The sequence below is a fragment of the Flavobacterium sp. NG2 genome (genome assembly GCF_034119845.1).
Classification (GTDB): domain Bacteria; phylum Bacteroidota; class Bacteroidia; order Flavobacteriales; family Flavobacteriaceae; genus Flavobacterium.
Map to the genome: position 1 here is coordinate 729,569 of NZ_CP139420.1, position 14,515 is coordinate 744,083.

At 34.6% G+C, this 14,515-nt stretch carries 11 protein-coding genes; 1 reads left to right on the plus strand and 10 read right to left on the minus strand.

Going from position 1 to position 14,515, the window contains the following annotated elements:
* Window positions 1-43: 43 nt before the first annotated feature.
* The 9 genes from SLW70_RS02990 to SLW70_RS03030 all read right to left on the minus strand — a co-directional run bounded on the left by SLW70_RS02990 (window position 44) and on the right by SLW70_RS03030 (window position 10,070).
* Window positions 44-325 carry a TM2 domain-containing protein gene (locus SLW70_RS02990; protein WP_320890506.1) on the minus strand — a complete coding sequence of 94 codons (282 nt, stop codon included), beginning with the start codon at window positions 323-325 and terminating at the stop codon, window positions 44-46.
* A gap of 342 nt (window positions 326-667) precedes the next feature.
* Window positions 668-1,621: a 2-hydroxyacid dehydrogenase gene (locus SLW70_RS02995; protein ID WP_320890507.1), complete on the minus strand. Its 954-nt coding sequence runs from the start codon at window positions 1,619-1,621 to the stop codon at window positions 668-670.
* 194 nt (window positions 1,622-1,815) lie between these two features.
* Window positions 1,816-2,595, minus strand: a complete 780-nt coding sequence (gene proC, locus SLW70_RS03000) for a pyrroline-5-carboxylate reductase (RefSeq protein ID WP_320890508.1) — start codon at window positions 2,593-2,595, stop codon at window positions 1,816-1,818.
* A gap of 172 nt (window positions 2,596-2,767) precedes the next feature.
* On the minus strand, window positions 2,768-4,120 hold the full coding sequence (gene mgtE, locus SLW70_RS03005; RefSeq protein WP_320890509.1) for a magnesium transporter: 1,353 nt from the start codon (window positions 4,118-4,120) through the stop codon (window positions 2,768-2,770).
* Window positions 4,110-4,889, minus strand: coding sequence for a 16S rRNA (adenine(1518)-N(6)/adenine(1519)-N(6))-dimethyltransferase RsmA (gene rsmA, locus SLW70_RS03010; RefSeq protein ID WP_320890510.1), 780 nt, complete (start codon window positions 4,887-4,889; stop codon window positions 4,110-4,112). Before rsmA ends, mgtE begins: the two co-directional genes overlap by 11 nt.
* Window positions 4,890-5,148: 259 nt before the next feature.
* Window positions 5,149-5,460, minus strand: a complete 312-nt coding sequence (locus SLW70_RS03015; RefSeq protein ID WP_320890511.1) for a DUF4286 family protein — start codon at window positions 5,458-5,460, stop codon at window positions 5,149-5,151.
* Window positions 5,461-5,619: 159 nt separating this feature from the next.
* Window positions 5,620-7,398 (minus strand): tetratricopeptide repeat protein, encoded by a 1,779-nt coding sequence (locus tag SLW70_RS03020; RefSeq protein ID WP_320890513.1) that lies wholly within the window; start codon window positions 7,396-7,398, stop codon window positions 5,620-5,622.
* A 139-nt stretch (window positions 7,399-7,537) separates the two neighbouring features.
* Window positions 7,538-8,809: a serine--tRNA ligase gene (gene serS / locus SLW70_RS03025; protein WP_320890514.1), complete on the minus strand. Its 1,272-nt coding sequence runs from the start codon at window positions 8,807-8,809 to the stop codon at window positions 7,538-7,540.
* Window positions 8,810-8,984: 175 nt separating this feature from the next.
* Entirely contained in the window at window positions 8,985-10,070 is a 1,086-nt protein-coding gene (locus SLW70_RS03030) for a T9SS type A sorting domain-containing protein (protein WP_320890515.1), read from the minus strand.
* 294 nt (window positions 10,071-10,364) lie between these two features.
* Between SLW70_RS03030 and SLW70_RS03035 the strand changes: the two genes are divergently transcribed.
* Window positions 10,365-11,528, plus strand: coding sequence for an IS4 family transposase (locus tag SLW70_RS03035; protein WP_320890319.1), 1,164 nt, complete (start codon window positions 10,365-10,367; stop codon window positions 11,526-11,528).
* Window positions 11,529-11,563: 35 nt separating this feature from the next.
* On the opposite strand, the gene SLW70_RS03040 is transcribed toward SLW70_RS03035, so the two are convergent.
* Window positions 11,564-14,368 carry a chondroitinase-B domain-containing protein gene (locus SLW70_RS03040; protein ID WP_320890516.1) on the minus strand — a complete coding sequence of 935 codons (2,805 nt, stop codon included), beginning with the start codon at window positions 14,366-14,368 and terminating at the stop codon, window positions 11,564-11,566.
* Between the last annotated feature and the right edge of the window lie 147 nt (window positions 14,369-14,515).

The window sequence follows — 14,515 nt, forward strand, 5'->3', positions numbered from 1 at the left end:
ATCTAAACAGAAAAAGTCTCGAAATTTCGAGACTTTTTCTGTTTTAAAACCATTTCCTTTTATGTAATTGATAGGTGTTATAAAACTCCTTATCTGATTTTGTTAAATAAATTACCCCCTCAATTATCCCTAAAAAACCTGTCAAAGTACCAAAAGTTACGGCACTTATGATGAGCCATAAAATTCCTTCTTTGTTATATCCTAATAGAAATTTATGCACTCCAAAAGGAGCTAATAATATCGCTAATATCCCTGCTGCTAATCTTTTATTATCTTCTTGAACAGATTGCTGTTGATTCCAATATTCGTGTTTTGAATGTTCCATAACTCGTGTTTTATTGGTTTTCTTACTTTAAATTTATGAAAATTTATCGAAAGCCTCAGCATGAATGGACAAAAACTCGACAAACGGTAATTGGTCAAAACATTAGAACAATCATTTATCATTTTAAATAAACATATAAGTCATTTAAGTTTTTATCTAATGCTGTTTTTAAAACATTTAAGAATTAGAAGTGCATAAAAGCTGAAGGACTTAAAAAAACCTAGCATCCTACTAAAACATAAAACTAGAAAAAAAAAGCCTTGTGAACTTAGTACCTTCTTAGTGCCCTTTGTGGTTAAGATAAATATTGTGTTCTTAGCGCCTTCTTAGTGTTCTTTGTATTTAAGCAAATGTATATTTCGCTAAAATCTTATCGACAATCACTTGAGCCAATCGTTTATGACTTTCAAAAGTCCATCCTGCCACATGTGGGCTTAAGATTACATTAGAAGCATTTAATAAATACTGGAAAGCTTCGGGGGTTTCGTTTTCCTGAAATAGAGTCTCGAATGATGCTTTTTCATATTCCAAAACATCAAGTCCGGCTCCTAACACCTTTCCAGACTTCATGGCAGCTACCATATCATCAGTAACGATGTTTTTTCCTCTCGAGGTGTTCAAAATCCAAAAAGGCTTTGCAAAAGCAGCAATAAAAGCGGCATCAACCATTTTATTGGTTTCTGGCGTCCATGGAAGATGCAAACTTACTACATCTACTTTTTGCTGAAACTCCACTAACGAAACCTGTTTGGCATTTTCGTCTCCCACATTTTCTTTAATATCATAACAAAGTGTTGTAACATCAAAACCAAGTAGTTTTTTGGCAAAGGATTTTCCCATATTACCATAACCAATGATTCCTACTGTTTTTCCGTCAAGTTCATGACCGCGGTTGGATTCACGATTCCATTGTCCAGAACGGATTTCTCTGTCGGCTTGATTCAGGTTGTTAAAAAGCGACAAAATCATTCCTAAGGTATGTTCGCCTACCGCATTCCGATTTCCTTCGGGAGCAGCAATCAGGGTGATATTTTTAGACTCGGCATATTCGCAATCAATACTTTCTAATCCTGCTCCTACTCTAGCTATAAATTGCAAATTAGTCGCTTTATCAAGAAAGCTTTTATCAATCTTAAAACGACTGCGAATAACAATACCTTGATAATCCTGAATCTTGGCTTCGATTTCCTCCTTTGAAGATTTGAAATCTTCGTGGTTGGTAAAACCTGCCGCTTGCAATTGCTCCATCATGATGGGATTATTGCTGTCTATATGGAGAATCTTTATTTCATTCATTGTGTAAATTATTTAAACACTAAACCCACTAAGAAGGCACTAAGGGCACAAGGTTTTCATTTGATATTTTTTCAATATAGTATCTAGAAAAAAATAGATTACAAGTATGGCAACTTAGATGTTCTTAAATCTCTTAAATGATTTAAAAAACTTATATGACTTATCTGTTTAAGAACCTTTGTGTTTATAGCAACTTAGTTCCCTTTAATTTTTTTCAAAGCTGCTTTGATTCCACGGATTAATGAAGAACTAAAACCGTGAGATTCCATTTCGCTTAATCCAGCAATCGTACATCCTTGTGGTGTGGTAACACGGTCGATTAGTTGTTCTGGATGAATCTGTTCTTCCATTAACATTTCGGCTGCACCTTTAACGGTTTGGGCCGAGATAGCCAAAGCCGTTTTCCAGTCAAAACCAATTTCGATTCCCGCTTGCATTGAAGCACGCATATAACGCAAAGCGAAGGCAGTTCCGCTTGCAGCTAAAACTGTAGCAGCATCCATCAACTTTTCGTCGATTACTGGAGCAGTACCTAATCCTTCGAATAAAGTAACTACTTTCTGCCCGTAAGCAGCATTTTCTTCTTGGTAAGAAATACAAGTTGCCGAAGCTCCAAATTGTGCCGCAATATTTGGCATGATTCGGATGGCTTGATGGTCTTTTCCTATTTTGTTTTGCAAGGCTTCAATAGACAATCCACTTACAGCAGAAGCAATAGTTTTATTAGAAATTACAGGAAGAATTTCGGCCAAAACAGTATCCACTTGATACGGTTTGATGGTTAAAACAATGATATCAGCTTCTTGAATATCATGTTTGTTATCCGAAGAAACGGTGATTCCTAAACCTTCAAGATGTTTGATATTAGCCACGTTTCGTCTAGTAACAGTAACTTGGTTGTTTTGGGTAAATTTAGCGATTCCTACTGCTACTGATACGCCTAGGTTTCCTCCTCCTATAATGTGTATTTTCATGGTTTATCTATTAAATATAAAACGTATTCTTTTTTAAAACACATAGAGACATAGCTTTTGAAAAGTGCTATAGGCGTTTTACTTTTTATAGCAAATCATAGCTTTGTGAACCAATGTATTGGTCTATGAACTCCTTTTTACCTATGTTCCTATGTGTTTAAACTTTTTTTAATTAAAATCCTAAGATCATTTTAGCAATGGAGAAATAAATTAAAATCCCGCAAATATCATTGCTTGTTGTAATGAAAGGACCTGTTGCCAAAGCGGGATCAATTCCGAATTTATCTAACAACAACGGAATAAATGTTCCTATCAATGAGGCTATAATAATTACTGAAATCAATGCACAACAAATAACAAAACCGATAATCACAGGTTCGTCTAATATAAAAAAACTTCCCAAAAATAAAATCGCTGCCAAGATGGAACCGTTTAACAAACTCAAGGAAATTTCTTTTATCAATCGGTTGAATAACGAACCACTCAAGGTATCATTTGCCAAACCTTGAACGATAATCGCAGAAGATTGTACACCAACATTTCCTGCCATCGCGGCAATTAGCGGTGTAAAGAAAAATAACTTTCCGTGCTCAGCCATAGCACCTTCAAAAAGGCCCAAAACTCTCACGGTAATAAATCCTCCTAAAAGCGCTAAAACCAACCAAGGCAAACGTGCTTTGGTCAACTCTAGAATACTATCATCGGCCTCAACGTCTTGGGAGATACCCGCAGCCAACTGGTAATCTTTGTCGGCTTCCTCACGGATTACATCAATAATATCATCAATAGTAATTCGTCCTACTAAGCGCCCCATAGCATCCACTACTGGAATGGCCTCTAAGTCGTATTTTTGCATGATTCTCGCCACCTCAACATCTTCGGCATCTACACTTACTGAGGTCACGTTTTTGATATAAATCTCAGATATCTGAGCCTTGGTTGAAGTAGTCAATAAATCTTTGAGAGACAAACGTCCTTTCAATCTATTTTCGTCATCTACCACATATATGGAATGTACTCTTGAAACATTTTCGGCTTGGGCACGCATTTCTTTAACACAGGTAAGAACATTCCAGTTTTCATTCACCTTCACAAGCTCTTTCCCCATCAATCCACCTGCCGTATCTTCATCGTAACGCAACAAGTCGATAATATCCTTGGCGTGCTCAATATCCTCTAATTCTGAGATTACCTCTTCTTTTTTGGATTGAGAAAGCTCTGCGATAATATCCGCAGCATCATCGGTATTTAACTCATCTAGCTCCTCAGCAATCTCTTTTGCCGAAAGGCGGCTTAATATATTTTCACGTAAATCATCTTCTAGTTCTAGAAGAATCTCTGCCGTTTTCTCCGAATCTAATACCTTAAAAATATAGGTTGCCTCATCAAAATCAAGTTCGTCTAATACCTCCGCTATATCAGCATGGTGCATATCATTCAATAAAACTTCAAGTTCCCTATCGTTTTTATTGACAATGTGCTGCTCTAGTTCGTGTATTAATTCTTTACTGATTTTAAATTCCATCGGCTTCTATTTTTTGAGTAAGTTCGATAAACTGTTCTACGCTCAATTGTTCAGGACGAAGATTAAAAACCTCCTCTTCACGCAATTTGTCGGACAAATTTAAGGTTTTTAAACTGTTGCGCAAAGTCTTTCTACGTTGTTGAAAAGCGGTCTTTACCACAGTGAAAAATAATTTTTCACCACATGGCAAACTGAAATCTGCTTTTCGACGCAAACGCAAAACACCTGATTTTACTTTTGGCGGCGGATTGAATACATTTTCATCCACAGTAAACAAATATTCAGCATCATAAAACGCTTGTGCCAAAACAGATAAAATTCCGTAAGTCTTACTTCCTTTTTTCTCGCAAATACGCTCAGCTACTTCTTTTTGAAACATCCCTGCAAACTCTGGAATTTGCTCTTTGTATTCCAACATTCGAAAAACAATTTGAGTCGAGATGTTATAGGGGAAATTCCCAACAATAGCGAATTGCTTACCAGCGAAAATTTCATTAATATCATATTTTAAGAAATCCTTAGAAATGATTTTCCCTTCCAACTTCGGATAGTTAACTCCCAAATAGTCTACGGATTCTGTATCAATTTCGACCACATACGTATTCACTGGTTTTTCCAACAAATACTTCGTAAGCACTCCCATTCCCGGCCCTATCTCTAGCACATCCTCGTAGCCTTCTAAATTCAGCGTGTCAGCGATATCTTTGGCGATGCTTTCATCTTTCAAGAAATGCTGCCCGAGGTGTTTTTTTGCTTTTACTTTTTCCATTTTTTTTATTTAACCGCAAAGACTCAAAGTAGGCACGAGGTTCACTAAGATTTTTGCTTGATTGATTATTAGCGCATCTTCGTTTTTACACGAATTTCACTAATTTACACGAAAACTGTTCATTGAAAATTTCACGAATCTGCCTTCGGCAGTTGGAATTTGTGTACTATATTTTATTTAACTTTTCTAATTAATGAACAATTGTGTTAACCTTTTGCTTTCCTGACTGAGTACTGCAAACTGTAACTAACCACTAAAATTAATGTTCCGAAACCACTTGTAACTCTGTGCGGAAGGTCAACATTTTCTCTCCAAAGAGTTTTTGTCCTTCGGCTTGTAAAGCAGGCGCATCTTCAAGGTAATAAAGTTCCAAAGTTTCTTTACTATCTGTAGTGTATTGTGTGGAATAGGTCACTCCTCCCATTTCTTCCTCAACCAAAACACGCACTAATCTAGCTGAAACAAACTTTCCAGTTGCAATCATTTCTGGAATGTGCTTGTGCTGCATCCAAATCATCCATTGGTCGTGTACGCTTTCGTGTATATTGGTAGTTACGTTGTATATTATCATGTTTTCTTTTTTTGGGTAATTGGTTAATCGGTTATTTGATTAATCGGTTAACTGGTTAACTCATTAAACTTTTTATTAAACGATTAAACTCTAAACAATTAACCCATTAAACCTTTTCTTAAACGATTAAACTCTAAACAATTAACCGATTAACCTTATTTACAAATTCTTATCTCCTCTAAGTTCTCTAAAACTTTTTCGCGCTTCTACAAAATAAATACTGTCTTCATGATTAAAGAGTATCTTCTCGTATAAGGGTTTTGCCATCTCGGGCGTTTTTAATTTTTTATTATAAATCTCAGCCGAAAAATACAAAGCTTCATCAATATAAATTCCGTCATTATGTTCAGTGATTATCGCTTGATATTGGCTTAACGCCAAAGTAAAATCACCTAACTTTTCATATACTTTTCCCAAGCGCAACAAAGTTACAGCTTCAATTTCCTGACCTTTGTATTTCTTTAAAATAGATTGAAACTGTTTAATCGCTTCCTCATTTCTATTTTGATACAACAAATAATCCCCTTTGGCAAATTCTTTTAAAGCCATTTGAGTTGAATCAGCTACTGTATTGTCGTTGATCAACAGAAAATATTCTAAAGCATCATTAGCAATCAATTGCGTACTGGCCGATTTCAATTCTTTAAACTGTTTTAAAGCCCATGGAAAATCAGCTTTAAAATAACTGGTTTTGGCCGCTTTCAAACTAGCTTCATGTGCTACCGCATCATTTTTTAAATCCAACTCTATTTGAGAATAATACAACAAAGCTTGATTGAATTTTTCTTCGAAAAGCAAAATATCCGCCAATTCCATTTTGACTTGTGCTTGCTGGTAAATGTTTAAAGGCAAATCGAGTGCCTTTTTAACAATCGTTTTAGCTTCCTCTGGTTTTTTCAAATTAAAAGCCACAAAATGCGCTTGAATCAGCTGCAAAGATAAACTAAATGGACTGATTTCATATTGTTTGAGCAAAGCATCCATTTCAGCATAAATCAGTGGATAGTCTTTTGGCAACGCTTTTTCAATTTTCATTTTCATCAAATAGGAATTGGCCTGTAGTAGTAATTCCAAATCTTTGGTGTTTTCTAAAACAAAATCTAATATCGTCTTTGCTGTTTCCGAATCTTCTTCTTCAATGCTCAATTGTGCTAAATTGACAATGTTAGATAATGATTCTGGGTTACGCTTATAGATGGATTTTTCTTGAATAAATGCTTTTGAAAATTCCTTTTGTTGTACATAATACCAACTCAAATAGTGATTCCAAAAAAGATCTTGACTTTTTTGCACTCGTATAACTAAAGCTTTTCGCAATAAATCACCAAAATTAGTATCCGCTTCATCAGTCATGAAACGCGACATTTGATTTTGGATTAAAATAGAATTTTGAGGGGTTTTATAGGCTTCGTCTAGAAAAGTTTCAATCATCTTTTCCATATTCCCTAATTGACCGTAAAGCAATCCTTTTTGATAATTAAAATTTAGATTAGGCATCTTTAACTCCGCAATTTCATACGCTTTCAAAGCCTCTTCTAGCAATACTTTTTTTTCAAAAGACTGCGCAACAGCATAGACTTCATACGGATTCAAGTTAATTTTATCAATCGCCTGATTGTAATAGTCTTTGGCTTTGAGATCGTTTTTCTGTAATTGAAAGTTATACCCTAATTCAACCAATAAATTGGCTTGTTTGTATTGTGATAATCGATTGGATATTGCTTTTTCAGCAACTTCAAATTGTTGTAATTGTTGGTAACAATCTATGGTACGGAGAAAATATTGTTGGTTTTGAGGAACGCTTTCTAGTAACTCTTGATAACTGATTTTGGCTTTTTCAAAATCGCCTTTGTCGTAGTAGTACTGTGCTAATTGCTCGTTTTGTGAAAACACAAAAACTGATGATAATAAAACAATATAGATAAAAATGTTTTTCATATTTCAGTTTTTTAATCAAAGACAATTTTGCAATTAAAACATTTAATTGACAAAAAATAAACCATTAAGAAATTAAGGCTATTAAGCTTAATGACTCTTAATTTCTTAATGGTTACTCTATTTTAAATTTTTATAAAATTTAATTTATAATATCAAATCCACAGTACGAACGCAATACTTCTGGAATAACGATTCCTTCTGGTGTTTGATAATTTTCAAGTATTCCTGCAAGAACTCTTGGCAAAGCCAATGCACTTCCATTTAGCGTATGTGCTAATTGGTTTTTACCATCTTTGTCTTTGAAACGCAATTTCAAACGATTTGCTTGAAAGGTTTCAAAATTAGACACTGATGAAATTTCCAACCAACGATCTTGCGCTGTTGAAAATACCTCAAAATCATAAGTCAGTGCCGAAGTGAATCCCATATCACCACCACATAAACGTAATATTCTGTATGGCAATTTCAATTCATTCAAGATATCTTTCACGTGTTCAACCATTCCATCTAGCGCTTCGTATGATTTCTCTGGATGTTCTACACGTACAATTTCGACTTTATCAAATTGATGCAAACGATTCAATCCACGTACATGAGCTCCATAAGAACCCGCTTCCCGACGAAAACAAGGGGTATAAGCTGTAGTCAATATAGGTAGCTCATTTTCGTTTAAAATTACATCTCTGAACAAATTGGTTACAGGAACCTCTGCCGTTGGAATCAAATATAAATTATCCGTTGCATCATGGTACATTTGCCCTTCTTTGTCAGGCAATTGCCCCGTTCCATAAGCTGACGCTTCATTTACAAAATGAGGCACTTGCACTTCATTGTAACCCGCAGCGGTATTTTTATCCAAGAAATAATTGATTAGAGCACGTTGCAAACGAGCCCCTTTTCCTTTATAAACAGGAAAACCTGCTCCTGTGATTTTGTTTCCTAATTCAAAATCAATGATGTCGTATTTTTTAACCAATTCCCAGTGTGGTTGTGCTCCTTCGTGCAGAACAGGAACTTCACCAGCTTCAAAAATATTTAGGTTTTCTTCGGGTGTTTTTCCTTCTGGAACAATGTCAGCTGGAAGATTGGGTAACGTATATAATTTCTCTGTAAGTTCATTAGCCAAAGATTCAACAACTTCTGCTAATTCCTTACTTTTCTCTTTAAGTGATACTGTTTTTTCTTTTAAAACGGCTGCTTTCGCTTTTTCGCCATTTTTCATCAATCCCCCTATGTCCTTGGATAATTTATTAGATTCAGCTAAAACATTGTCCATTTCAACTTGGGAAGCACGACGTTTTTCGTCTAATTGTATTACCGCTTCCACCACAGTTTTGGCATCCATATTTCTTTTTGCCAAAGCTTGGATTACTTTCTCCTGATTCTCTCTAATAAATGCAATTTGTAACATAGTTTGATTTTTATAACTCTAGTATCTATTTTCCATAAAGTACGCAAATTTAAGGAAATGTTTCATATAAAAAGGGACAAAGTCAAAAACTTAAAACAATGCTCTATAATACAAAAAAGACCGTCTCAAGGAGACGATCTTTTTGTTTTATTTCTAAAAAAATCAGTACCAACCCTTAGTCAATAACTACTTTTCTTGTACTTGTTTTTCCAGCTTCGGTAATTTTCAAAACATATACTCCTTTAGGAAGACTAGATACATCTAACAATCCAGAAGTTACTTCTTTTTCTAAAACTTGAGAACCAAGTACATTGTAAAATGTAACTAGTTTTACATCACTACTAGCTGAACTAATTAATAATTTTCCATCAGTAACAGGGTTAGGATAAACTTTTAATCCTTCGATGTCGTTTTTAGCTACGCTTAAAGGAACCTTACCTACAGCTTCAGCCCATGTTTTTGTTACTCTTATTTCATCAATTCCTGTAGGAGGAGTTGCTGCATTACTATCTTGTCTTATATAAAATCCACCAACAGATGTTACAGTACCATCAGTCAATGTTAACGAAGGACTTGTAGGTTCTGTAGCACTCACAGTTGGATCAATATATAAATCAGATTTACCTGTAGCTATATCATAACTTAACACTACTAAATGTGGTACATCAAAAGCAAACGTACCTGCAGTCCAAACTACGTTTGTACCTACTACCGAAGTACTTGAAATATGACTATTGCTTAATCCAAAATGGTAACTAGTCGCTCCAGCTGTACTTTGATTTCCTTTAACACATAAAGCTGCAAGATATTTAACTGACGGATTAGTACCTGTTGGAATATCACCTGCCAAAGAGACCATTTGCTTTCCATATGCATCAGGAGCTTGAGTTGATGCCCAACCGACTACTCTAATAATCAATGAGTAATATATTTTACCTGAAGTTTGAGAAGTAGGCCAAACAATAAGCGGCTTATTACTAGCTCCTTTCCAAATAAAAGAATTACCGACAGGAGCAGGCATTCCTGTAATTGACATAGTTTGAGCTTCAATCCAATCATTAAAATTAGCATTAGTTGATGATGCAGCTTGCCATGTCCCTACGCCAGTTAATGTTTTCCCTATTAATTGATTTGCTGCAGGAGCAGTAGGATAAACAGGATCAGTAAGAGCATAATTAAACGGCTCATACATGATTACTTGCCCAAAAGAGCTAAATGAGCCAAAAGCCAAAGCGGCTAATAAAAGTAATTTTTTTTTCATAATATAAATTTTAAAATTAGTAAGAATAATGGCATGCCAAACTGGATAACCAGTTTAGCATACCAAATATAAAGATTATATTTAGTTTTAAAAAACATTCTTTAAAAAAATATTTTCACGAAACTACTATATAACAACATGTTATTACATATATAATTAATAACCTACAATCACTAGTGTCCACTAAAAAATAAAATAAGTTCTTTGAAATTATTGTAAATCTGTATTTTAAGAGTCATATTTGAGCGTGACGATTTGAAATGATTATTATGTTCGTAATTCAACATTACGAATATGAATCAGGGTAAATATGTTTTCTCTCAATTGGTTGAATTTCTACCACAGCGTGTTTTTGATAGGTTAGCTGCTAAATATTTAGGCAATAAATCGGTCAAACATTTTACTTGTTGGAATCAATTATTATGTATGATTTTTGGTCAACTTTCAGCTAGAGAAAGTTTAAGAGATTTGATAATTGTTATAGAAGCACATCAATCAAAATCATATCATTTAGGATTTGGCAAAAACGTGACTCGTAGCAATTTATCCAAGGCTAATGAAAATCGCAATTTTAAAATATTTGAGGAGTTTGCTAATCATTTAATATTAATTGCTCAAGATAAAAACAGCAATGATACTTTTGAAATTAAAGGTAATATTTATGCCTTTGACTCTTCAACAATAGATCTATGTTTGAGCGTGTTTTGTTGGGCTCATTTCCGAAAAACCAAAGCTGGAATAAAGTTGCACACTCTTTTTGATGTTAGCACACAGATACCTGTATTTATTCATATTACAGAGGCAAATGTGCACGATGTTAACGCAATGGATGTTATAGATTATGAGCCATTTGCTTATTACATTTTTGACCGAGCGTATGTTGATTATGAACGACTTTTTCGCATTACAAAAGCTAATGCTTACTTTGTAGTTAGAGCAAAATCTAATGTAAAATTCAAAAGAATGTATTCTCAAAAAGTTGACAAAACAACAGGAATTAAATATGACCAAATTGGAAAAATAGAAGGTTTTTATACTTCGAAAGATTACCCAGAAAAGATACGAAAAATTAAATTTTTCGATTGTGAAAATAAAAAGACGTTGATCTTTTTGACAAATAATTTTGAACTATCCGCTGAAGATATCGCATTACTTTACAAACAAAGATGGCAAGTTGAATTGTTCTTTAAATGGATAAAACAACACCTAAAAGTTAAGACCTTTTGGGGAACAACAGAAAATGCTGTTCGGATCCAAATTAATGTAGCAATTATAACTTACTGTTTAGTTTCTATAATCTCGAAAGATTTAAAAATCAATCGTTCTACTTACGAAATTCTACAAATTTTATCTGCATCATTACTCGATAAAACATCTATAAATGAATTACTTATGAAATCAGATTACAATAATGTCAATGAACAAAATATTAACCAGCTGGTTTTCAGCTTATTTTAAGTGGACACTAGTGACCTACAATATATAACTAGAAACTAGTTTTTAACCAAAACCATTTTAGTTCCCACAATAGCTCCAGACTCGTTTAGGATTTTCAATAAATAAGTTCCGTTTTGAAGACTACTTACATCCATAGAGAAAAGTGAAGCATCAGAACTTGTTAATTTACTATTCAAAACTTCCTTGCCATCCATAGTATACATTATTGCGTGACTAGCATTTATCAATGAAGATTGCATATACAAAGTAGCAGAAACTGGATTAGGATAAACAGTAAAAGCATTGTTAAGTTGGTTCTTCTTTACGGATAAAACAGCTTGACCGTAAAATTCAATTTCGGAAATAGTTGAAAACGCAGAAGAGTTATTCCCTTTACCTGTAATTTTCACATATCTTGCTTGATCAGTAAATAAATAGGTTTTGAAAGCTGTTCCTAAATCACTTGTTACATCTACCATTGTTGAATAATTCACTCCATCAATAGAAAATTGAATACCATAATAATAAAACTTAGTCGAAGTACCAGTTGTAGCAATTTTAATTGATTCCAAAGTATATACTCCTCCAAAATCATAAGTCAACACCCCATAAGGAGCTGTTGTACTACCTGTCCCTAAATCAGACCATCTTGTACCTGTATCTTTATCCAAAGTATTTATAGCGTAATTAGAACGAGTAGCGTCAACTTGTTCTTGAGTCGCCGTCACCGTTACAGGTGCTCCTGCAACACCAGCATTTATTAATACAGCTCCAGAAGGTTTCCCATCTTGAGTAATCGTTAAGGTTCTTGTTAATCCTCCACCAATAACAGTTAAGGTTCCTGATCTAGAAGTTGTTGTTGTATTGGCCGTAGCTGTAACCGTTATTGAACCGTTGTTTGTTCCCGAACTTGGGCTAATGCTCAACCAACTAGGATTATCAATACTAGCAGTCCAAGCAACATTTGAACTAACTGTTGTCATTTTGCTCTCTCCAGCAGCTACTAAATTTGAAATAGCTGATAAAGTAAGTGTAGGACCAACCTGTGTTACAGTTAAAGTCACAGGATCAATACCGTCTCCGGTCACTGTTAAAAGCCCCGCTCTAGTAGCACCAGAATTATTTGCGGTAGCAGTAATTACAATAGAGCCATTACCAGTTCCTGAAGCATTATTTACACTTAACCAACTTGGACTATCAACGGTTGCTGTCCAACTAAGATTTGTAGTTACGTTTGTGGTTTGACTCCCCTCCCCTATGGAAAAACTATTTATTGCAGACAAAGCAAGAGGAATGTTTTCATAAGCAGAAGGCCCAACTGTTGCTGTTGTCATTGGCATATAGCGAACTGATTCCATGCTAAAATGGTCAGCACCAGGATTACTCGTTGAAGGTCTAGATTGCCCATCAATATCTTGCTCATTAGCAACTGAAGAAGCATTTGCATAAAGCGGAGTTGAGGCCGTAGATTTCCATGTGCCCGTAGCGCTATTAAACACTAAATTAGGATTTTCATTAATCACCTGACTGCTACTTGACAGTGTGGTAGTAGTGGCACCTGAAATTAAAGTGGCACTTCCAGTAGGGTACATCAGGTTATTTTTCCAAGTTATATCAGAACCTTGGTCCTTACCATCCACTATTTTTACCAAACTATTTCTATCACTAGTAATAAGATTATTTGCAATTGTAACATCTTTCATTTTTTGGCCATAGGCACCATTATTAGAAAACCCTATTTCGATTCCTTGATCATTATTTACCAAAGTATTATAAGCAACCAAAAGGCGTTCTATTCTGTAATGCTTGGTTAAATCAGAACTACTTCCTTCAATTGCATCTCCTTGAGTCAAGGTAATTGGCGCATCCCATTTAGTTCCGTTCAGTCCTTCAAAGTAATTATTGATTATAACGTGATCTGTACCATAAACTCTCATTCCTCCGGTATATAATTTGGTTGACTCGTTAGGAGCTGGAGCATTTCCTATTTCACGACCATTACCAAAGAAGTAATTCCCCTCTGCTCTATTTCTGTTTCCATGTCTGAAAGACAATGTTCCATAGCTACCTCTAAAAGTGTTGTGTCTGATGATATTGTCACAAGATTTCACTGATACAATTTCAGGATCTCCATCACAATTTTCAAATAAGTTATATTCTACCGTTGTAAAACCACTTGACTTAGACATATCACTCCAACCCACTCTAATAGATTCCTGTTCATTAACCGCTCTAGGACCATTGTCTTTGAAATAATTATGATCAATACGATCGTATTGCGATTGATGTTTTGAATTATTACCATCTATGGTTATGTAATGACCAGCGGTGCGCTTGTTTTGAAAGGTATTATGATCAATACGATTGTGGTGACTCGGATTGTTATAAGGGAAAACAGTATCGTCCCAAACACCTCCAATATACACCCATTTGATAGCAACTGTTGTAGTCAAATCAAATACATTTCTTGTAATTCTGATATTATTCGATCCTTCAAGTTTTACCAAAGTACTTGAACCAGTGGCAATAATATTAAAGCCTTCAACAGTTATATGAGCGCATCTTTTAAAAGTAAAATATGAATTCCCTGTCAAAGTAACCCCTCCAACAGTCTCTGCTTTGATAATAATTGGATTGGAGGTAGTTTGATTTAAATCTGTAAACCCTCCTTGAAAGTTAGAATAACTTCCATTTTTAAGAATAAAAGTTCCCCCAGTGGTTCCCGCCGCTTTTACAGCTGTGATTAAAGCACTTGCACTCGTATAGGTCGTTTGTGCTTGCAATGCATTAAAAAACAGAAAACACATTAACACCATAATTTGGTTTAACGAATTGGTTTTTAAAATAGTAATTTTTTTCATTATAATTTTTTTGGTTGGTTGGTTGGTATGGAAAACCATATTGGTTTACCAATTTGAAAAACCAAATATATGATAATTATTTATTAAAAAAATTAAAAACACAAAAATTAACACCTAAAAAACAGTCAAATCAGAAATCACCCCCAT